The following is a 20,142-nucleotide window of genomic DNA, read 5'->3' on the forward strand; positions in this document are numbered from 1 at the left end:
CTCCTAAAAAGCCTGGTCCTGCTGTCTGTGATGATAAAGTCCGTCGTGATTTCACGCCGTGGCTGAACCTGTCGATGACACACAAATCGAGATGCTTTTAACGCACTGCTAGACATGGTTGATGAAATTTCAAGGTTTTAGGTTCAGTGATTGTAACCTTGTAATCAGATCTTCAAGAAGTTTTGCATTAACGGAACAACTGCAAGAACCGCTAGAACCGCGCCAATCACTGCTCCCAGGAGTCCGGAAATGCCTGCAACTGCGCCGGTGCTGGATTTGGATGTTGAGCTTGATGCTTGCTGTTGTTTGCATTCTTGTAATGCATTTCGGAATTTTCGATCGCCTCGTTTGTACTCTTCACTTTGATCAGAGTTGTCGGTTTTCTTATTGTATAAGTCGATTAGCTCGTCGACTTCTTTTGGTGATAAATATATAGGGTCGTAGATCCGAGTTTCCTTGGCGTCTTCAAGTGTTAGATTTATCCGGCAATCTTCGCCGACTTTTTCAACAGTCATTGCGGAAGCTGGGAATGAAAATAATGAAAAAACTGTAATTGCGCAGATCGCTGAAGCCAAAATTTTCTTCATGAGTGTGTGCATTCCTTTCATTGCAGACGTTTGAGAAGGGGTTATTCGGCACGCAGGGTCTAAGCGTGGCAAACTGCTTACAATTTTATTAAAAAATAATAAATTTTCAATTGGTGGAGCGGGGTTAAACCTGAATTTATTCAATGTAAAACCCACCTAGAACCAGTCGGACACTGATCCTAGGTGGGTTGATTGTGCCCTTAATTAGCGTGTAGTGCCGCGTTGAGCTCCACGGCTTCAGATTTCCAGGTGGTTGCTTCGACCGCACCAGAGATGGAATTGCGACGGTAGAGCACGTTGCTTGCACCGGAAAGTTCGAGGGCTTTGACCGAATCGCCGTCGGCAAGCGAAAGTGCCTCAGCCACCGCACCCCGCACCACAACCTTGGTGCCAGCGGTGACGTACAAACCAGCCTCAATCACACAGTCATCACCCAAGGAAATGCCGCAGCCAGCGTTAGCGCCTAATAAGCAGCGCTTGCCGATGGAAATCACCTGCTTGCCGCCGCCGGACAAAGTACCCATGATGGAAGCGCCGCCGCCGATATCGGAGCCATCGTCCACGACAACACCAGCGGTGATTCGGCCTTCCACCATCGACGTGCCAAGCGTGCCAGCATTGAAATTGCAGAAACCCTCATGCATCACAGTGGTGCCCTCTGCTAGGTGCGCGCCGAGCCGCACCCGGTCGGCATCCGCAATGCGAACGCCCGTCGGCATCACATAATCAACCATGCGGGGGAACTTATCGGTCGAGTACACCGCAACCGGGCCGCGTGCCATGAGCTTTGCACGAGTTAATTCGAAACCCGCTGGCAGGCATGGGCCGAAGTTCGTCCACACCACATTGGCCAGCAAACCGAAAATGCCGTCCAGATTAGCGCCGTGCGGGCGAATCAACCGGTGGGAGAGCAAATGCAGTCGCAGATACGCATCGTAGGCGTCCACAGGAGTCTCATCCAAGGAAGAAATCTGGGTGCGGATAGCAACCCGGCGAACATTACGGTCCGCATCTTCGCCCACCAAAGCAGCAAGCTCAGCGGGGGTTTCGGCGGCCGCCAGAACCTCGGTTCCGGTGGTTAGGGAGTCTGAGCTTAATTCGGGAGCGGGGAACCAAGCATCAAGAACTGTTCCGTCATTATGAATTGTGGCTACACCAGTAGCAAAACCTGAAGTCATGGATAAAAGTGTACTCATTTTCTTTCGGCTTTGCGCCCAGCACCACCTGACAAAACCGCCGTTACGCGGAGAAAACCAGTGGATTTTTCTCCATTCGTCCGTTATTCTCAAAAACCAGGCGAGGCCCTAAGCAGACGTTATTTACCCAACTTTGACATACACTACGGCTGCGCTTTTCCTCGCCGCTTAAACTTTCTAGGGGATTTAAGAAGTGTTGACATCACACCACATGATTCGCCGCGGATTCTTTGTGGGGGAGGATCAGCCCCAAAACGTTCCAATGGAACGCGTAAAAGAGGTGGCAGATGAGCTTTTCGAAGCAGGATTCGTGGTTGACCTGCATCAGCTGGGTTTTTTAACTCCCTTGCAGTTAGACGTGTTGGTTGAGCAAGTACGAATGGTGGATAGGAGCCTTCGGCCTTGGGACGAAACGCGGCCACCAGCACGTCAAGTGCGTCAAAAACTGGAATTACGCCAGATTGGTATTGAACTTGTCCAACACAGTTGGCAGCGGCCGTATAAAAACTCAGTCGCGGACTGCGAATTCGTCGTAGCAATCCTCGCTGCGTTATGCGGTGACCAGAAAAACCTGCACCCAGATGCGCCATCGTTGTCGGCAGCCATCGATAAAACAGATGCATTAAAGCTTTTCTCCGAGACTCGATTTTCCAATAACCACAATCGCCTTTACGCGATGCATGCGTTGCTTACAATTGGTGCCGATAAAACGCAGGTTATAGCTGCGGGATTGGAACAGTGTCGCAATTCCCGCGAAATGCTTAGCTGCATCCTGCTAGGTTATGCACAACCAGCACCGTTAGCAGCCTTTGCCGTCGACAGGGGCTTGTACCCATACATGTCGATGTTGAGTGTTCCTCGTCGACTACGGGGTGCGATTGTGCAGTCGGTGTCGCGGTGCACCCAAGAATGGGATGTGGGGTTGTTGCTGCGGTATCAGCGGTACTGGCGGCAGGTGTTCGCGAAAGTGCATCCCTACGATGTACAGGGGTGGGAGCAGGCGCGGTTTCAGCTGGATGTGGTGCATGGTAATTGCGAATGGACGTCGCCGGTTAGCCAGCTAGATCGGGCGGTCGCGCGCCGGGACATTTCCGGAGCACTGGCAGTTGCAGCAGGTCATCCGGGGCTATTAGTACGAAGATTACGACAATTCTTAGTAATTATCGACGATGATCCAGCCCAAACAGCCTATCTGTTGCAGCTGGTACGCGAAGTGGGAATTCATGCAGGGACACGGACACTAACGCAAGCATGGACTGCGCTTATGCTTGACGACATTTCCCTGGCCTTTCGTCGCCACCCGCGTCGAATGGTTCAGGTGGAACAGAAAGCTGAAACGGCTGAATCTACACCAAGAGTTCGTTCTGAAATTATCGACCAATTGGAAAAAATTCTAGATAGTAGAGGAAGCTGGCACGCTCAATCCCCATTGAGCGGAACGTGGGAACCACTACCAGATCCGGCACCTGGTGAGTCATTGTGGCTGCATTTATATTGGGAAGGCTGGGATATGCAGATGCTTGCTTACACCTTCACCGCCGATAAAAGTAGCATTCCTAATAGTTATGCGAAGAAAACACGCTTTTCTTCGATCCGTCCAGGCGTGTCACACGAAGCGATTGAGCTTTCACCCGACAATGATCGCACCATTCGATATATTCTCATCGAAGTTCACAATCTTTCCAATGTTCCGCTTGGCCAGATTACAAACTTTATAGCTGCGGAAGTTGCACCACATGGCCGGACACTAGATACGCAACCAGACAGCGGACGCCCGATGTCGAGTTCGACTAACACATGTGTAGCTTTTGTAATAGATATGGAAAAGGGAGCTTGTCTGTGGCTTGACGCAGAGATCGGGCATCGGACACACGAGTTTTCGATGCCAGCAGCTTCCAGTAAGCGACTCTTGGAAGCAATTTTACATATCAATCCGCTGCCCGAAACCTAAATGGCCATCACAACCAGCGGAACTGCCAAAAAGGAAGTCAATGTTTACAACACACCACATGATTCGCCGCGGATTCTTTGTGGGGGAGGATCAGCCCCAAAACGTTCCAACGGAACGGCTTGAGTGCGTTTCCACGCAACTTCACGATTGGGGATTTTGTGTGGAGTGTGAGCAGTTGACGTTCTTAACACCCGCGCAGTTAGACGTGTTGGTTGAACAGGCACACATGGTGAAAGAATCGCGGAGCGGGTATCAGGAATGGAGCCAGAACAAACCGTGTGAGGATCGGGTTTTTCAACAACTATCACGCCGCACTCTAGATTGGCAGCTGGTTCGGAGAATGTGGGAGAAACGGTTCCCGTCAAACCTGGTGGATCGGTGGTTTCTGCGTGACATCATTTCGACGTTGTGCACTGCGGCGGAATCACACACAACCGCCACCAAAGAATTCGCGCAAACCAATTTCCGTAACCACAACAACCGGCTTGCGGCGATCTGGGAATTAACATCCGTTGGAATTGACAAGGCTGATGTTCTTACGGTCGCCCTTGACCAGTGCCGAAATAGTGTGGAGATGCTCACCTGCATTCTTACCGCGTGTCACCCACGTGGAGTTATTGTTGACGCTCCTCGGCTGCGGACCTAGGACTTCCGCGTGCAGTTGGAAAGCATTCCACGGCGACTACGCGTGGTGATTGTTTTTGCTCTCTCTCGTTGCGTTGAAGACTGGGATGTCGGATTGTTGGTACGGTACCAGCGGTATTGGCGGCAGGTGTTGGTGAAGGTTCATCCCTATGACGTGCGCGGGTGGGAGCCGGCCCAGTTTCAACTCGATGTGATCCACGGGAATCGCGAGTGGGAGACACCGATTGCTCAGATAGATCGGGCTTTCGCGCGCCGGGATGCTGCTGGCGCGTTGACAGTTGCGGCAAAGCACCCAGGGCTACTGATGCGGAAACTACGGCAGCTTGTGCTCCTCATTGATGATGACCGGCAGTTGCGTGCCAAACTACGTGGAGCTGTGCAGGTCGCCGCGTGGCAGGCCAATCCGCGAACCGTGATGCAGGCGCGGGATGCGCTTTTGCTTGACGACGACCGGCTGACGTGGGTGTTAACGAAAGACTATGGGTGGGGTATGGAGTCCCAAGGGATTCCAACCCGAACACTGGTGCCGGATCATGTGAATATTGATGATTTGGTGAAGGTGCTGGACACTGTGGTCGTCGAAAAGCTTGGTTCGACCCGCCTAACTGCACCAGTAGGGATTGATGGGGTAGGGGCGGTGCTGCGGATTTTTGGGCTGTGGTGGGGCTGGGACTTTTTCATGGATGTGACGTTGCTTGATGACATGTTTCAGGAAATCACCGACCAAGTGCCGGCTAAAACGATCCAGGAGAATCTCCGGCCGGGTATAGGTATCCATTATGCAGACATTGATTCTGAGGCGGTGTCCGCACGGTACGCCGTGGTGCATTTCAGCGGGCATGTGTGCATGGGGGAGGTGTTTAACCGGGTTGGTGTGTACGCTACCGACCTTGCTACCACACCGGATTCGGAAACTGTGATGCGCATAGAAACTTCAGGGGTGATGCATAGTGCTGAAAACAACTGCTTTGCATGTGCGATTGATCTGAAAGAGCGTACCTTCATTTGGTTAGACATACCCATGGGGACGCAATGGCGCAGAAAATTCCAAGGTGAAAACAGATTAGGCATAGTGCTGAAATCGGTTTTGAATCTGGAAAGCTCGATAGAAAAAGAAAACCGTGTCAGATGGGTATCTGACACGGAAACTAGGACTACCGATTAGTCAAAGAGGTCTTTTAGCCCCGGAATCGCATTAAATATTCCGCTTAGCGCCTTGAACAGCTTAGACAACATTTCCAGAAGGCCACCCTTTTCGGAGCTGCTGGAGCTGTCGTCATTGGAACCTGGAATCTTAGGAGTGGAGGTCTTGGAGCTGCTCGTAGAAGTTGTAGGCTTCTGGCTGCTTGGCGACGACGTTGTCGATGGTTGCTGGCTAGGAGGTTGCTGCCCTGGTGGCTGTTGGCCAGGCTTGAGGCCAGCACACTGGTTCACAGCTGGAATGAGTGGATCACGGGCATCTTCGTGAATATCGACTCGGAAGTCGAACAGCTCGTGTGCGTAGCCGATGTAGTCGTTATTGTCGTCATCATCTTTCGACTCAACCAATTGCCGCTGCTGTGCAAGTGGTGCGGCGGCGGCATCGTAGGTGCCCTTCACGCTGGCAGGGGTTTGATCCTTCACAGCGTCCAGCAGGGTAGCGCCACCCGCGATGGATGGGATGGTGCGCAGTTCTTCCAGATTGGATAGACCGCTGAGTTTCTTGGCGAAGTTAGCGACCGTCAAAATCTCTTTAATCTGTTCGTCCGTGAAGTTTGGACGCTGAGCTTTGATTCCGGCAGTGAAAGCGGCATCAGCTGCTGCGTCTGCCAGCGGGGCCGCCCGCCATTTATCAAACTCGGCTGCTGGGTAGTTGTTTTCGCGCTGGAAGTCTTGCAGATCTTCATTTGCGTCTCTCACAATTTCTGCGACGAGTGCGCGGTCGCGGGCTTCGTCAGCTGCGCTCCAGGTGAAGACGCATTTTCCATCTTGGTTCAGTGTGGCATTGATTGCACGGTAGTCGTCGTACGCAAGGGCTGGGTTGGCGCCCAGGCCAATGCCAAGTGCCGCGGTGCATGCCACGGCTCCGAGAATTCGGGTTACGTTAGCCATGATGTCTCCTTTGACTTCTTTTGAAATGGACTACGTGAACAAAGCCCGATGATAACAAAACGTTATAAATTCGGAACCGTGATATGTATGCAAAACCTTTTGCTTGGGTTTTTATTATATAGTTTCGTTATTATTCTGCCCGGTAGTATGTGTGCTTGATATGCCCTCAATTAAAAAGTGAAATGAGACACAAAACCCGCCAGGGCGGTTATTGCGCGTCCTTGGCGGGCGAAAAGTTAGGTAACGGTGACCTTAAGCCTTCTTTTTGGAGAAGAAACTCAATCCCACGGTAACCGCAAAAACCACAGCTACGGCGGTGATTTGGGGGCGCGAACCGGCGTCGAAAAGCATCAGTGCAACCAAAATTCCCAACAGAATCAAGCAGAGAATCGCTGACCACGGGTGACCTGCCATGCGCACAGTCGTGATCTCATTATTGCGTACCAGCTGCGGATGAAGCTTGATCCAGCTGGCGGCGATCATCACCCACAGGACGATCAAGCAGCCGCCGACGGCGTTGAGTAGGAAGGTGAGCAGCCCCGGTGGGTTCCAGAACTGCAGCCCCACTGAAGCGAATGCGAAGAACATGGACAAAAGTACCGCATTCATGGGCACGCCCTGGTGGTTTGTTTTCGCGAAAATTTGTGGCGCGTCTTTGCGCAGCGCTAAAGAATGAACTAACCGGGAAGTGCCGTAAATTTGCGCGTTAAACGCCGACAACAGGGCCAGGACGATAACTGCCTCCATGAATCCCACGACACCTGGGATATTAGCCATCCCCAAAATAACGGCGAATGGCGACTCTGCGGCGGTCTTAGCGCCGCCGATGGCCTCGTAAGGAAGCAGCAAAATAATGATCAGAACAGAACCCAGGTAGAACAGGGAAATGCGCCAGATCACTGAGCGCACGGCGGTGGCGATGGCCGAGGCTGGATTCTCCGATTCCGCTGCGGCGATGGTTACAAGCTCAATTCCGCCGAATGCGAAAGCCACCGCGAGCAAACCGGCCGCAATGCCGGAAACTCCGTTGGGCATAAACCCGTGTGCAAGGAAGTTTTTGGTGCCCACGAACTCAGTTCCAGGCAAGAGGCCGAAAACCAAAAGCACGCCGATAATCAAGAAAGCTACAATCACGGCGACCTTGACGAAGGCAAACCAGAATTCAAATTCGCCGAAGCCGCGCACCTGGGCCAGGTTGACAATGGCAAAACCCACCACACAGACGAAGGCAGGAATCCAGGGGTCGACCCCGAACCACTGGCCCATAATCGCGGCGGCACCGGTCATCTCGGCACCCATAACCATGGTTAGTAAGAACCAATACAGCCAACCGATGGAAAAACCGGCCCAATGGCCAAAAGCCTGTTCCGCATAAACGGAGAAGGAGCCCGAATTGGGGCGTGCAGCGGCAAGCTCTCCGAGCATCTGCATCAAAAGCACTACGACTAAACCTGCGAAAATATAGCCGAGGATGACGGCCGGGCCAGCAGCTTGAATGCCGACACCGGTGCCGAGGAATAATCCGGCACCGATTGCGGAGCCGAGTCCCATCATGGTGAGGTGGCGGGTTTTAAGCCCTTTGCCCAGGCTCGTGCTGTGATCTGATTGTGTCATAAAGATGACTTTAGCCTGGCTAACACCAAAACTATGCATCGGGTGGAATAAAGTCGGTTATTATGTGGTGGGCGTCAGCACAGTTTTATCGAATTAAGGTGGGGAAATAGCGGTTTTACCCACCGGGTACCCCACTAAATAATTCTACGCGCAACCGGCTCCGTGGAATCGGCCTCCATGTGAATCGACCAGTGAGATTGACCAACAATTTGGTTTGCTGTGCCGATCGTGTCGGAATCGGCAAACCGGATTAACGTCGTCGGGTCTAGCACAATGTTATGGCCCACGTGGACGTTATCGCCCAAGCTCAAACCAATGATCGTTGAGGAAACACCAAAGGAACAATTGTCACCGATCGTCATAGGGTTGGGCTTAGCCGAAATGAGGGAGGCGGAAATACCCAGATCCACTCCGGTGCCGATAACCGTTCCGGAAGAAATGCGGCCCTCCACCCGGCAGGGCCCAAGAGTACCAGCGTTGTGGGAGACAAAACCTTCCCGCATGACCCGGGTGCCGGGTGCTAAATACGCGCCTAACCGCACCCGTTCGGCTTCTGTAATCTGAACCCCGCTGGGAACCACGTAATCGACCATTCGGGGAAGCGGGTCGATGCCGTAGACGTGGATTAAGCCCCGGGAGCGCAAAGCGGTGCGCATATGCTCAAAGTTATCCGGCAAACACGGCCCTTTATTCGTCCACACCACAATGGAGAGTTTTTTGATTGCGTGCTCCATATTTAATTGGCATGGCTGCACCATGCGGTGCGACAGCAAGTGCAGCCGCAAGTAAACGTCATGAGCATCGGTGGGTGGGGAATCAAGATCTTGGATCGTCGTGCGCACCGCCACTTGCTCGACCATCCGATCCTCATCCAGATTGATCATACTCAGCAATCGCGGCGGTAAATCCTGGGCACCGAGTCGCACCGTGCCGGATGGGGACGTGATGTTTTTGAATAGCTTTGGCGTTGGAAACCACGTGTCCAATACACTGCCGTTGCTGGCTATGTTGGCAATACCGATTGCCTGTGCACCGATGATGCTCATGGTTGTAACGATACTAAACCTGCGGGCAAAACCATTACTTCGCTGCCCACATTCTGCAATGACGTATCTGGTGTCTTCTGCGTCGCGGTCGTGATGGCTAAAGGTGTGAGTGAGCACAGCCAGGAAATGAATGCACCTGAAACAAAGGCCACGCCATTACCTTTGCCCATAACCACGCGAATGCGGGATTGAGCTGAAACCAGAAACTATCGCGATGGCGGTCGGATATACATTCCGGTTCGTGTTCGGGTGGGCAGGTATGGTGTAGGACATGGTGAATCTTAATGCTGACCCGATTGAGCTGACCGCTGATTTAGTGAATATTTATTCTGTTTCCCACGCCGAAAAAGACATCGCGGATACGTTGGAAACAGCCCTGAAAGAAATCCCCAATATTGAGGTACTGCGCCACCAGAATTCGTTGGTGGCGCGCACCAATCGGGGATTTTCACATCGGGTGATTCTGGCCGGCCATGTTGACACGGTGCCGACGGCGGACAATATCCCAGTCACGCGGGGGCTTGACAGTAACGGCAACGACACCTTATTCGGGTGCGGAACCGTCGACATGAAGTCCGGCTTGGCGGTCTATGCCCACGTGTTCGCGACGCTCGCCAACGATCCCCGGCTGCAATTCGATCTGACCCTCATCTGCTACGAAGGCGAAGAAGTAGCCAGTGAATACAACGGGCTCGGGCTGATCCACGAGGCACACCCGGATTGGTTAGCAGGCGACGTGGCGTTACTGGGGGAACCGTCCGGTGCGGTGATTGAGGCTGGGTGCCAGGGCTCGATCCGGTTGCGGGTCACTGCTCACGGTGTGCGAGCCCACTCGGCGCGAGCCTGGCTTGGGGATAACGCCATGCATAAGTTGGCACCGGTGATAACAAACATCGCACAGTACCAAGCCCAGGAGATATTGGTCGATGGGTGCCTGTACCACGAAGGCATAAACATCGTGCATTGCGAGTCCGGGGTGGCAACCAATACCATCCCCGATGAGGCCTGGTTATTTGTGAATTTCCGCTTCGCTCCACACCGCAACATCGACGAGGCGCTTACTCACCTGCTTGAAGTGTTGGACGTGCCGGATGGCGTTGATTATGTCATCGACGATGCAGTAGCTGCGGCGCGTCCCGGACTGGATCAGGAAGCCGTCGCTAAGCTTATCGACGCCACCGGTGGCACGTTTCGGGCGAAATACGGCTGGACCGACGTTGCCCGATTTAGCGAATTGGGCATCCCAGCGGTGAACTTCGGGCCGGGCGACCCGTCGTTCTGTCACAAGAAGGACGAACAATGCCCGACCTATATGATTACGGAAGTGGCAGAAACCCTCATGGCGTATCTCACCGCTTAAAAATAGCAACTTGATTGGATAAAATATGACTCCTCGAATTACACCTTCTGACGTAAAAAAGCGGTTCCTACGCGGACCGGTCTTAGTGCGGGAATCCGGCGAAAGCGGCGGATCAACCTACGACCAACGCCTCCTGGAACTGGGGGCGGATCACGATTGGATGCACGCCGACCCGTGGCGGGTGCTTCGCATCCAATCGGAATTCGTCTCAGGTTTCGACGCTCTTAGCGAATTACCACGCGCAGTCACCGTTTTCGGATCAGCACGCATCAAACCAGACCACCCCTACTACGAATTAGCTCAAGAAACTGGCAAGAAGCTCGTCGAGGCGGGTTACGCGGTTATCACCGGTGGTGGGCCAGGCCTGATGGAAGCCGGAAACAAAGGCGCATTTGAGGCCGATGGCTTCTCGGTGGGCTTAGGGATCGAACTTCCCCACGAGCAGGGGCTTAATGAATACGTCGACATCGGAATCAACTTCCGGTATTTCTTCGCCCGGAAAACGATGTTCCTGAAATACTCCCAAGCATTCGTCTGTTTACCAGGTGGTTTCGGCACCTTGGACGAACTCTTCGAAGTTCTCTGCATGGTGCAAACCGGCAAAGTGACCAATTTCCCCATCGTGCTCATCGGCGTTAGGTTCTGGGAACCCATGGTCCAGTGGCTCAAAGACCGGTTGGTCGATGAAGGCATGATCGGCGAGAACGACCTCGACCTCTTCTTAGTCACCGATTCGGTTGATGAAGCGGTCGACCATATCGTCGCCACGCACACCGTCATGCGGGAAAACGGCAATCACAAACTGTAAACAATGACCATTCGTAGCGCATTTATCGGCGACGACGGGTTGGCCGTCGTCATGGCGATTATCAACCGCACCCCTGATTCCTTCTACGACAAAGGAGCCACCCAGCTTTTCGACGACGCCCTCGCCCGCGCCGAAAAAGTCATCGCGGAAGGCGCGACAATCGTGGATATCGGCGGTGTTAAAGCAGGCCCAGGCGACTTTGTTAGCAGCGCAGAGGAAATCGACCGGGTGGTGCCGCTTATCGCCGCAGTACATCGCAAATACCCAGATATCGCCATCTCGGTGGATACCTGGCGTTCCGACGTCGCCGAACCGGCAATCAAAGCCGGTGCCAGTTTGGTCAACGACACCTGGGCCGGACACGACCCGGAACTCGCGCAGGTGGCGGGACACTACCAGGTCGGGTACGTCTGCTCCCACACCGGGGGAGTGATCCCTCGCACCAGGCCATACCGGGTGCATTTCGACGACGTGGTAGAAAGCGTTATCAAGGAAACCACCGAACAGGCCGAACGTGCCGTTAACTTCGGTGTCCCCGAAGACAAAATCTTCATCGATCCCACCCACGACTTTGGCAAAAACACCCACCACGGCTTGCTCCTGCTCCGGCGAATTTCGGAGATAGTGGCCACCGGCTGGCCGGTGCTCATGGCGTTAAGCAATAAAGACTTCATTGGCGAAACGCTCGACCGAACCGTCGACAAGCGAGTATCCGGCACGCTCGCAGCCACCGCTTGGTCCGCCCAGCACGGCGTCGCAGCGTTTCGCTCCCACCAAGTAGTCGAAACCGTCGACGTTATCCGCATGACCGCGGCGATCGCCGGAACCGTCCCACCGCTTGTCGCAACCAGGGGACTAGCATGAGCTCGTCGATCTCCGTCGTCATCCCGGCGCTGAACGAAGAAGCAACCATCGCGGAGGTCGTCACCGCCATCCGTGCCGATGCCCCCGAGAGCCTCATCGAAATCCTGGTTATCGACGCGGACTCACGCGATGACACCGCCCAGCGTGCCAAAGCTGCAGGCGCAACCGTGTATAACTGGCGTGAGATACTGCCCACCATCGACGTGCGCCCCGGCAAAGGCGAATCACTCTGGCGAGGGGTCGCTGCGGCACGCGGAGAGATCATCGTATTCATCGACGCGGACCTTAACCACGTGCCGCCCAGGATCGTCGAAAAGCTCACCGCGCCTTACACAAACCCCGACATCGCCCTGGTTAAAGCGGACTACTCCCGCAGCTTCGCCGGTGCCCCCACCGGCGGCGGCCGGGTCACCGAATTATGCGCCAAACCCCTGCTACGTGCACTCTTCCCGGAATTGAGCGTTATCAACCAACCACTCGGCGGCGAATACGCAATACGGCGCAGCGTCGCGTCCGACCTGCCGTTCGTCGGTGGCTACGGGGTGGAAATCGGACTGCTTATCGACGTCGCACACACCCACGGCACCCACTCGATCACCCAAGTTCCGCTCGGGGTGCGCAGCCACAGAAACCGCCCCCTAGAACAACTCAGCCCAATGGCCGACATAGTGGCGACAACCATCCTTACACGCGCCGGGTGTGATACCCAATCCTCAGTTTTTCAACGTCCTGCACTAAAGTCACTACCGACTGATAGTTAGGAGAAGATAAGAATGATTGTGGTTTCGTGGATCGTGCTTTTCGTCTTGGTGATCGTATGCGCCATCGTGTTTTTCTTTATCTTCGCCAACGTTTTTACCAGCGGAGAAAAACTGGAGCCAATGGAGTCAACCCCAGATGTCATAGCCAATAATCGGGCAGCCGTCGCCGCGGGCGATACGGAGGCGATCCGGTTTGATACCGTCAAACGCGGTTACCAGCCGGAGCAGGTTGATGCCTTGATCGTTGATTTGCTGGCCACCATCGACGAACTTCGGGCGAAAACTCCAGGTTATAGCCATCTTCGCCCGTCCCGTGCCGCCGAGCCGACCCGGGCGGAATTCCCTGATATTTAACCCGAGTACATACAGTGATTAAGCGCACCATTTCGCTGACCAAACAAAAGACTGACAAAACAGTTAAGATATGTAGTAATGCTGTGTTTTGCTTTCAGTGGGAAGGCAAGCAAAAACAAGTTGGGAATGGTGAAGAATAAATGGCTGCTATGAAGCCTCGCACCGGGAATGGTCCAATGGAAGCGGTCATCGAAAGTCGAAAAATCGTCATGCGGATTCCAACCGATGGCGGGGGACGACTGGTGATTGAACTTAATAAAGAGGAAGCCGCCGAGCTTGGCAGCTTGCTCACCGCGGTGGCTGAATCTTAACCCACTTGAACCTTGGGTTCGTCGATGTTTATAGGCGAATCCTTTTTTCATGTCGTAAAACTTCAAGGAGTAACCCGCAGTGCTTGCCGATATCATCGACCTTCTCGCCGACCCCATCGATGGCACCCCGTTAACCGGGGTCGATGGTTTCAGCCGGTTAGTATCCGAATCAGGACACTCATTTGATGTGGCAAAACAAGGCTATGTCACCCTCGCTGGCGGTGCCGGCCTGCGGTACAGCGGTGACGATCTCTCCATGATCCAAGCGCGGGAGACCTTCCTATCCTCCGGACATTTCGCGCCTTTCGTCGAGGCGGTGTCGACCACGGTTGCCCAGGTTTTCGATGAATCCGGCATGCCTGACGATGCCGAACCCGCAATCGTCGAGATCGGGGCCGGAACCGGCTATTACTTGTCCCATATTCTCGACTCCATCCATAATTCGCGCGGAATTGGCATTGACGTCTCGGTTCCAGCGGCCAAGATTTTAGCGAAGTGTCACCCCCGGGTTGGTGCAGTGGTTGCGGACGCCTGGGCGCGCCTGCCAATTAAAGACGAAAGCGTGGACGCCATCGCGGTGGTCTTCGCCCCGCGCAATGCCTCCGAATTTGCCCGGATTCTCAAACCCGAAGGCGAAGTCATCGTCATGACCCCGCAGGCTGGGCATCTGGCGGAGCTGCGGGAACCGCTAGGAATTATCGACGTGGAAAAGGGCAAAATCGACCGGATGCTTGAGCAAGCTTCAGGCCATTTGGTGCCGGTGACAGAACCGGAAACCATCGAGTTTGTCATGCAGCTAGACCAAGACTCCATCGCCACCCAGATTGGGATGAGCCCATCGGCCCGACACATCCACCCCGATATCCTCGCCGAGCGCATCGCCACCTTACCCGCCACCATGGCTGTGACCGCGCGTGCGATGATTACCAGATTGGGCAAGGGGTCATAGTTGACAGGATGAATAAAATCATCGTCGCTGGGGTTTCCGGCGCTGGTAAGAGCACTTTATGTAAAAAGATTGCTGCATTAACCGGGATTGACTACACAGAGCTCGATAGTTTGTATCACGGTCCGCATTGGACAGTGCGGGAGAGTTTCATGGCAGATGTGGCTGAAATGGTACGTCGCCCTAGCTTTGTCTGTGAGTGGCAGTATCCGCACGCACGAGAATTACTTGCCGCCAATGCCGACGTATTGATTTGGCTTGATTTCCCATATTGGCGGGTGGTATTCCCGCAATTGATGTATCGGACAATACTTCGAAGGCTTACCGGTGAACCATTATGGTCAGGAAACCATGAACCACCACTATGGCGAGTTTTTGTGGATTCCGATCATGTAATTCGGTGGTCCATTAAAACCCGACACGACTTGGGACACCTTATCAAAACAACAATAAATAAGTACCCGCAACTGAAAGTCGTTCGGCTTAAAAACCATTTTGAGACACAGCGCTGGTTGGATTCGGTTATCATGAAGCGATGAAAACGCCGATTGACCTTTACCAACTAGGACACAAGATTCTTCAGTCAGAAAGCGACAATAGCGTTGTCAGCCCGGTCGGGGCGGCGGTGGCACACGCTGCCATCGAAACTGAATGCAATCTGATTGATTACCTTTCTGTGTGGCGGCGGTGGTCAGGCACACCAACCACGCAGCCGGGGGAGACGCCGGTGGTGGCAATAGCAACCAGGATTCTCCACATACCTGAGATTAAGGCTCCCGATGGTGTATCTTCACCCGAGGTTGAGGTGACGGCAGGGGAAATTACCCAGGAAGAATTAGACCGGTGGGTGCAGAAAGCCTCCGCAGGATTGATTACGCGGTCAGCGATAAAACCCGGCCCGGATGTGGAGAAAGTCGTGCAGAACGCGGTGGTGTTTGCAGCCACGTGGCAGTACCCATTCCACGCGGCTGATACTTTCCCAGAAGAATTCACTACCGCTAACGGTAGCGTGGTTCGCGTGCCCATGATGCGGCGCGATTACGCGTTAATCCCGGCGCTGAAAACTCCACGGTGGCAGTCGGTTCGGCTAGATTACACCGACGCCGGGTTGGCCGCCTTTATCCTCATGCCGCAAACCTGTGAGACGGTGTCGGCAGAAGACCTTCTCCACGCGGTAATGGAAGTGAATGCCGCCGAGGAAATACGCGTAGATTTGCGTCTACCTCAGGTCGAGCTGGAAAGTACCACTGATTGCAGCGTGCTTTTCGACGACCCCACCGCCCGCGTCGATCAGGCAATGCAACAGGCCATGCTGCGGGTGGATGAAGAGGGGACTGTCGCTGGGGTAGTCACCGAAGTGGCGATTGCCGCCATGCTGCGCGACCCGGTGGAACGTTTCAGTTTCGACCGGCCGTTTTACGTGGTAATAGCCGAAACCAGCGGCCTTCATCCGCTGGTCATCGGTTACGTGGCTAATCCGGCTGCTTAGCGGATTACTCCTTCATCGATTGCATCAAGATAGTCATTCATGAGGGACATTGTTGGGGTAATCACATCGTAGTGCTCTACCTCAACACCCTTGGTGTGGTGAATGATGAAGTCCTCGCAGGTCCCGGTGAAATACACCCGGCTAGCCAATGCGACCTGACCGCCATCGGCGAACACCTCCACCGTGGAACCGTCGGTGACAATGGTGATCGCGTCAGTATCACCCTCGCCTAAGGGGGCTACCGCCACCGCGTCGCCTGAGTGATGGGAATTCATGGAGCGATCTAATTCCAGATGGTCGCCGAAATGCGTGATGGTCGCGGCAACCTGGCCGATGGAATCAATCAGCTCCACTGTGAGCGATTCGCCAGCTGGGGCTTCAAAAACGATGGTGAAAACCTTTGCGTGGTCGGATTCTTTGACGGCGTGAATCAACCCGGATGCGGGCGTTTGATACAACACCCCATCCTGTAGTGTCACCCGGCGAGGCAGCGACAAACAATTAGCCCATTCTTCCCGAAGATAACTTTCATGCTGGTGTCCGTCATCAAGCCGCCCCACCCCATTCATCAAACCAAAGAGATGGGCGTGGTTGTAGCATGTTGTGGGATCTGGGGTACGGCAATACTGGTTGGTATTCCGAGGTCGTGTGAAGTCATGTCCGTGATCGATTCGGCTAAAAGGCTCGACCACGGTGAAAGTAGTTCCGGAAAGAGTACCCACCAAGTAGCCAGAAACGTCGACTCCATTGTGCTCAATGGTGACGATGAGGACGTCGAAAAGCTCGTTTCGAACCTCATCGCGCAACCTGATAATCCGGGGCGCGACGATACAGGCATCGTCAATTCCGGTGTCACCTTCGAAAGTCAGTGGGCCTTCCAATTGCCACACCACGCCATCGCAGGAACGAAGAATCACCAGCGTTGGGTCTTCCGCGCTGCCAGTGACCGCCAGCATGAGCCAATCTTGATGTCCACATTCCCGGTCAGAATTATCCTGCCAATCTGGAACAACACAAGGGGAGCGGAACCTGCTTAAGCCCGCCTGGTCACCCACGACTTCGCCCAACCGCTGCACATTGGGGTCAATTTCCCACGGAATGTCACTGACCGTCTCAGTGGTGGCTACGATGTCACCAATCTTTGCGGCATGAATGCTGCGACCGGAGTCAGTGACTGCCGTGAAATACAACATGACATCGTCACCAATCGTGACGACTGAACCTGCTCGGAGATCAACCTCCCCAGCATCGGGGGCAAGCACGTCATCGCATTCTTCAAAGACAAAGGGTTCATCCTCAGCGAATTGGTGTGCCCAGCGCGCCCCTTCGGTGTCGCGCGGCCGGAATTGGTGGAAGATGTGCCAACTGTCGCCGTCGAAAAGCGCACCCGCAGGCGCATCCAAGATTCCAGTTCCGGGCGTTACGTGTAATTCAGGGCGGTGTGTCATCTGGGGGATCTCTCCTTGTACAGAAATGAGAACAGCACGTCAGCCCCGAGGGTAGTAGCAAACTGAAAATCATGCAGAAGGCCGGGGGCGACCACCGTAAAAAACCACACCTTCGGTGGTCGCCGACGTGGGAAAACTACATCAACGATCGGTAAATATCAACCGTTTGCTGTGCGATCGTTTCCCACGAAAAGTCCGCGACGGCACGATCCCGGCCAGCCACCCCGAATTTCTTTGCGCGTTCCCGATCCGCCACCATTGCATTGACCGCTGCAGCGAGATCGCGTTCGAAACTTGTTGCGTCCGTTTCGTCGTAGTGAACCAACGTTCCTGTCTCACCGTCAACGACAACCTCAGGGATCCCACCTACGTCGGAGGCAACAACTGCAGTACCGCAAGCCATAGCCTCCAGATTGACGATGCCCAACGGTTCATAGATCGACGGGCAAACGAAGCAATCCGCAGCGGTGAGGATCTCTTGGATCTTCTCCTTCGGCAACATTTCCTGCACCCACACGATGCCGTCACGTTCCGCCTGCAATTCAGCAACCAACGACGCCGTCTGCTCCGCGATCTCCGGGGTATCGGGCGCCCCCGCACACAGCACGAGCTGTACACCATCATCAAAATGCCGGGCGGCTTTAACCAGGTGATTCACGCCTTTCTGTCGCGTGATACGACCCACGAAAGCCACGATCGGCCGATCTGGATCTATCCCCAATTCCCGCAGAATTGAATCCTCAGCAGCATCAAACGTGGGGCGCGGTTGCCACAGCTTCGTATCAATACCATTGAGCACCACATGAACTTTGTCAGCATCCACCCGCGGATAGGCACGAAGCAAAGCTTCCTTCATGCCCTGAGAAACCGCGATCACCGCATCCGCGTACTCCATCGCGTTTCGTTCCGACCAAGAAGAAACCTCATATCCGCCACCTAATTGTTCCCGCTTCCACGGGCGATCCGGCTCCAAGGAATGCGCCGTGGCAACATGGGGGATGCCGTGTAACAATCCGGCTAAATGCCCACCTAAACCTGTGTACCAGGTATGGGTATGAACAACATCGGCGTTTTTTGCAGCCTCGGCCATTCGTAGCCCCGTCGACAGCGTCTGGATTGCAGGATTAGCAGAGGCTAGCGCATCATCCACGCCATGTACATAAACGTCTTTCTCGTCCCGGACAGCGCCCATGCAGTGGACGTCGACATCCACGATGTTTCGCATGTATCGGGTGAGTTCTGTGACGTGAACTCCCGCGCCACCGTAGATCTCTGGCGGGTACTCTTTGGTCATCATTGCAACTCTCATAACTTAAAACTTAGCCCGGTTGCGCAACAATTGTTGGTGTTATTAATCGCATTTCCGCAATCATCAAGCAAAGTTCGGAAAACCCATATAGATTGGGCAGAGTGAGGAGTCAAAACAACGTTCTAGCAATCGTTCTCGCTGGCGGCGAAGGAAAGCGCTTATTTCCACTCACAGAGGATCGCGCAAAGCCAGCGGTGCCTTTCGGCGGCACGTATCGTCTCATCGATTTCGTGCTTTCCAACCTGGTTAACGCCGGTTATTTGAAAATCTGTGTGCTTACCCAGTACAAATCGCATTCGTTAGACCGGCACATTTCCCAATCTTGGCAATTCACCGGACCGACCGCCCAATACATCGCTTCGGTTCCGGCTCAGCAACGCCTCGGAAAGCACTGGTATTTGGGTTCAGCGGACGCGATCCTGCAATCGCTTAACCTCATTTACGACGAAAAACCTGACTACGTGATCGTGTTTGGTGCCGATCACGTCTACCGGATGGACCCGGAGCAGATGGTCGCAGAGCATATCGCCTCCGGCAAAGCAGTATCGGTGGCAGGTATTCGTATTCCACGTTCGGAGGCCAAAGCATTTGGTTGCTTGCAGGCTGACGACGAGGGAAATATCACCGAATTCCTGGAAAAGCCAGAAAATCCTCCTGGAACCCCAGACGATCCGGACATGACCTACGCCTCCATGGGCAACTACGTTTTCACCACAAAAGACCTGGTGGAGGCACTCAAAGCTGATGAGGTTAATCCTGATTCCACCCATGATATGGGTGGCGATATCATCCCGTATTTCGTGGCCAAGGGCGACGCCCACGTCTACGATTTCTCCAACAACCATGTACCGGGCTCTACCGACCGGGATCGGGGATACTGGCGCGACGTGGGTACCATCGACGCATTCTACGAAGCCCACATGGATCTGATTTCGGTACACCCGATCTTCAACCTTTATAACCAGCAATGGCCAATTCGCTCCACTGACTTGGGTGAATTACCACCGGCGAAATTCGTTCAAGGTGGTATCGCGCAATCCTCAATGGTGGCTCAAGGGTCTATCATTTCCGCCGCTACGGTTCGCAATTCGGTGCTGTCTACCGACGTCATGGTGGAAGAAGGAGCAACCGTGGAAGGCTCGGTGCTGATGCCAGGCGTTCGAATTGGTAAAGGCGCAGTGGTGCGTCACGCCATTCTGGATAAAAACGTGGTGGTGTCTGATGGCACCTTGATCGGTGTTGACCATCAACGGGATGCTGAACGCTTTGCCATCAGCCCTGGCGGGGTGGTTGTGGTAGGCAAGAACACCGTCGTTTAAACCGCTAGACGTTTCCGTGGCTCCCACGTAACCGGCTGGGCTA

At 54.2% G+C, this 20,142-nt stretch carries 20 protein-coding genes; 13 read left to right on the top strand and 7 right to left on the bottom strand.

Features of this window, described 5'->3' with window-relative positions; all coding sequences use genetic code 11:
* Nucleotides 1–164: 164 nt before the first annotated feature.
* Nucleotides 165–587 carry a hypothetical protein gene (locus tag Q4D85_RS08935; protein ID WP_303199807.1) on the bottom strand — a complete coding sequence of 141 codons (423 nt, stop codon included), beginning with the start codon at nucleotides 585–587 and terminating at the stop codon, nucleotides 165–167.
* Nucleotides 588–787: 200 nt separating this feature from the next.
* Complete coding sequence (gene dapD / locus Q4D85_RS08940) at nucleotides 788–1,765, bottom strand: 2,3,4,5-tetrahydropyridine-2,6-dicarboxylate N-succinyltransferase (RefSeq protein WP_303199808.1); 978 nt, start codon at nucleotides 1,763–1,765, stop codon at nucleotides 788–790.
* A gap of 280 nt (nucleotides 1,766–2,045) precedes the next feature.
* Here dapD and Q4D85_RS08945 point away from each other — a divergent pair, with 280 nt between their 5' ends.
* From Q4D85_RS08945 to Q4D85_RS08955, 3 genes are read left to right on the top strand one after another with little or no spacing between them, the layout of a single operon-like run.
* Nucleotides 2,046–3,734 (top strand): hypothetical protein, encoded by a 1,689-nt coding sequence (locus Q4D85_RS08945; RefSeq protein ID WP_303199809.1) that lies wholly within the window; start codon nucleotides 2,046–2,048, stop codon nucleotides 3,732–3,734.
* A gap of 40 nt (nucleotides 3,735–3,774) precedes the next feature.
* Nucleotides 3,775–4,380 carry a hypothetical protein gene (locus tag Q4D85_RS08950; RefSeq protein ID WP_303199810.1) on the top strand — a complete coding sequence of 202 codons (606 nt, stop codon included), beginning with the start codon at nucleotides 3,775–3,777 and terminating at the stop codon, nucleotides 4,378–4,380.
* A gap of 9 nt (nucleotides 4,381–4,389) precedes the next feature.
* Entirely contained in the window at nucleotides 4,390–5,544 is a 1,155-nt protein-coding gene (locus Q4D85_RS08955) for a hypothetical protein (protein WP_303199811.1), read from the top strand.
* Here Q4D85_RS08955 and Q4D85_RS08960 read toward each other — a convergent pair.
* The 3 genes from Q4D85_RS08960 to Q4D85_RS08970 all read right to left on the bottom strand — a co-directional run bounded on the left by Q4D85_RS08960 (nucleotide 5,541) and on the right by Q4D85_RS08970 (nucleotide 9,130).
* A complete protein-coding gene (locus tag Q4D85_RS08960; RefSeq protein WP_303199814.1) occupies nucleotides 5,541–6,470 on the bottom strand; it encodes a hypothetical protein in 930 nt (309 codons plus the stop codon). The two genes, Q4D85_RS08955 and Q4D85_RS08960, sit on opposite strands and share 4 nt — an antisense overlap.
* A gap of 252 nt (nucleotides 6,471–6,722) precedes the next feature.
* A complete protein-coding gene (locus tag Q4D85_RS08965; RefSeq protein WP_303199816.1) occupies nucleotides 6,723–8,084 on the bottom strand; it encodes an amino acid permease in 1,362 nt (453 codons plus the stop codon).
* 134 nt (nucleotides 8,085–8,218) lie between these two features.
* A complete protein-coding gene (locus Q4D85_RS08970) occupies nucleotides 8,219–9,130 on the bottom strand; it encodes a DapH/DapD/GlmU-related protein (protein WP_303199901.1) in 912 nt (303 codons plus the stop codon).
* A gap of 271 nt (nucleotides 9,131–9,401) precedes the next feature.
* Between Q4D85_RS08970 and dapE the strand changes: the two genes are divergently transcribed.
* The 9 genes from dapE to Q4D85_RS09015 all read left to right on the top strand — a co-directional run bounded on the left by dapE (nucleotide 9,402) and on the right by Q4D85_RS09015 (nucleotide 16,023).
* The gene (gene dapE, locus Q4D85_RS08975; RefSeq protein ID WP_303199819.1) at nucleotides 9,402–10,490 is read left to right on the top strand and encodes a succinyl-diaminopimelate desuccinylase; all 1,089 of its coding nucleotides are present in this window, start codon (nucleotides 9,402–9,404) and stop codon (nucleotides 10,488–10,490) included.
* 25 nt (nucleotides 10,491–10,515) lie between these two features.
* On the top strand, nucleotides 10,516–11,298 hold the full coding sequence (locus Q4D85_RS08980; RefSeq protein WP_303199820.1) for a TIGR00730 family Rossman fold protein: 783 nt from the start codon (nucleotides 10,516–10,518) through the stop codon (nucleotides 11,296–11,298).
* A gap of 3 nt (nucleotides 11,299–11,301) precedes the next feature.
* Entirely contained in the window at nucleotides 11,302–12,162 is an 861-nt protein-coding gene (gene folP / locus Q4D85_RS08985; RefSeq protein ID WP_303199821.1) for a dihydropteroate synthase, read from the top strand.
* Nucleotides 12,159–12,923, top strand: coding sequence for a glucosyl-3-phosphoglycerate synthase (locus Q4D85_RS08990; protein WP_303199823.1), 765 nt, complete (start codon nucleotides 12,159–12,161; stop codon nucleotides 12,921–12,923). The genes folP and Q4D85_RS08990 overlap by 4 nt, the downstream gene beginning before the upstream one ends.
* A 12-nt stretch (nucleotides 12,924–12,935) precedes the next feature.
* On the top strand, nucleotides 12,936–13,277 hold the full coding sequence (locus tag Q4D85_RS08995) for a DivIVA domain-containing protein (RefSeq protein ID WP_303199824.1): 342 nt from the start codon (nucleotides 12,936–12,938) through the stop codon (nucleotides 13,275–13,277).
* A gap of 140 nt (nucleotides 13,278–13,417) precedes the next feature.
* Nucleotides 13,418–13,588, top strand: a complete 171-nt coding sequence (locus Q4D85_RS09000) for a DUF3117 domain-containing protein (RefSeq protein WP_083987430.1) — start codon at nucleotides 13,418–13,420, stop codon at nucleotides 13,586–13,588.
* A gap of 79 nt (nucleotides 13,589–13,667) precedes the next feature.
* Nucleotides 13,668–14,537: a methyltransferase domain-containing protein gene (locus Q4D85_RS09005; RefSeq protein WP_303199825.1), complete on the top strand. Its 870-nt coding sequence runs from the start codon at nucleotides 13,668–13,670 to the stop codon at nucleotides 14,535–14,537.
* Nucleotides 14,538–14,545: 8 nt separating this feature from the next.
* Nucleotides 14,546–15,073, top strand: coding sequence for an AAA family ATPase (locus tag Q4D85_RS09010; RefSeq protein ID WP_303199826.1), 528 nt, complete (start codon nucleotides 14,546–14,548; stop codon nucleotides 15,071–15,073).
* Nucleotides 15,070–16,023: a serpin family protein gene (locus Q4D85_RS09015; RefSeq protein ID WP_303199829.1), complete on the top strand. Its 954-nt coding sequence runs from the start codon at nucleotides 15,070–15,072 to the stop codon at nucleotides 16,021–16,023. The genes Q4D85_RS09010 and Q4D85_RS09015 overlap by 4 nt, the downstream gene beginning before the upstream one ends.
* Here the strand turns inward: Q4D85_RS09015 and Q4D85_RS09020 are convergent.
* Together Q4D85_RS09020 and glgA are read right to left on the bottom strand one after the other, a co-directional pair.
* Entirely contained in the window at nucleotides 16,020–17,471 is a 1,452-nt protein-coding gene (locus Q4D85_RS09020) for a GH32 C-terminal domain-containing protein (protein WP_303199831.1), read from the bottom strand. The two genes, Q4D85_RS09015 and Q4D85_RS09020, sit on opposite strands and share 4 nt — an antisense overlap.
* Before the next feature lie 136 nt (nucleotides 17,472–17,607).
* A complete protein-coding gene (gene glgA, locus Q4D85_RS09025) occupies nucleotides 17,608–18,780 on the bottom strand; it encodes a glycogen synthase (RefSeq protein ID WP_303199833.1) in 1,173 nt (390 codons plus the stop codon).
* Nucleotides 18,781–18,872: 92 nt separating this feature from the next.
* Here glgA and glgC point away from each other — a divergent pair, with 92 nt between their 5' ends.
* Nucleotides 18,873–20,099, top strand: coding sequence for a glucose-1-phosphate adenylyltransferase (glgC, locus tag Q4D85_RS09030; protein ID WP_303199835.1), 1,227 nt, complete (start codon nucleotides 18,873–18,875; stop codon nucleotides 20,097–20,099).
* Nucleotides 20,100–20,142 lie beyond the last annotated feature (43 nt).

It is taken from the genome of Corynebacterium sp., from assembly GCF_030532965.1.
In the GTDB taxonomy this organism is placed as follows: domain Bacteria; phylum Actinomycetota; class Actinomycetes; order Mycobacteriales; family Mycobacteriaceae; genus Corynebacterium.

Coding starts and splice junctions, on each gene's coding strand:
- Q4D85_RS08965 (WP_303199816.1), bottom strand. CDS start 8,084: ATGACACAATCAGATCACAGCACGAGCCTGGGCAAAGGGCTTAAAACC.
- Q4D85_RS09010 (WP_303199826.1), top strand. CDS start 14,546: ATGAATAAAATCATCGTCGCTGGGGTTTCCGGCGCTGGTAAGAGCACT.
- Q4D85_RS08950 (WP_303199810.1), top strand. CDS start 3,775: ATGTTTACAACACACCACATGATTCGCCGCGGATTCTTTGTGGGGGAG.
- Q4D85_RS08935 (WP_303199807.1), bottom strand. CDS start 587: ATGAAGAAAATTTTGGCTTCAGCGATCTGCGCAATTACAGTTTTTTCA.
- folP (WP_303199821.1), top strand. CDS start 11,302: ATGACCATTCGTAGCGCATTTATCGGCGACGACGGGTTGGCCGTCGTC.
- Q4D85_RS08990 (WP_303199823.1), top strand. CDS start 12,159: ATGAGCTCGTCGATCTCCGTCGTCATCCCGGCGCTGAACGAAGAAGCA.
- dapD (WP_303199808.1), bottom strand. CDS start 1,765: ATGACTTCAGGTTTTGCTACTGGTGTAGCCACAATTCATAATGACGGA.
- dapE (WP_303199819.1), top strand. CDS start 9,402: ATGGTGAATCTTAATGCTGACCCGATTGAGCTGACCGCTGATTTAGTG.
- Q4D85_RS08980 (WP_303199820.1), top strand. CDS start 10,516: ATGACTCCTCGAATTACACCTTCTGACGTAAAAAAGCGGTTCCTACGC.
- Q4D85_RS09000 (WP_083987430.1), top strand. CDS start 13,418: ATGGCTGCTATGAAGCCTCGCACCGGGAATGGTCCAATGGAAGCGGTC.
- Q4D85_RS08945 (WP_303199809.1), top strand. CDS start 2,046: ATGGAACGCGTAAAAGAGGTGGCAGATGAGCTTTTCGAAGCAGGATTC.
- Q4D85_RS08995 (WP_303199824.1), top strand. CDS start 12,936: ATGATTGTGGTTTCGTGGATCGTGCTTTTCGTCTTGGTGATCGTATGC.
- Q4D85_RS09020 (WP_303199831.1), bottom strand. CDS start 17,471: ATGACACACCGCCCTGAATTACACGTAACGCCCGGAACTGGAATCTTG.
- Q4D85_RS08960 (WP_303199814.1), bottom strand. CDS start 6,470: ATGGCTAACGTAACCCGAATTCTCGGAGCCGTGGCATGCACCGCGGCA.
- Q4D85_RS08970 (WP_303199901.1), bottom strand. CDS start 9,130: ATGAGCATCATCGGTGCACAGGCAATCGGTATTGCCAACATAGCCAGC.
- Q4D85_RS09015 (WP_303199829.1), top strand. CDS start 15,070: ATGAAAACGCCGATTGACCTTTACCAACTAGGACACAAGATTCTTCAG.
- glgA (WP_303199833.1), bottom strand. CDS start 18,780: ATGAGAGTTGCAATGATGACCAAAGAGTACCCGCCAGAGATCTACGGT.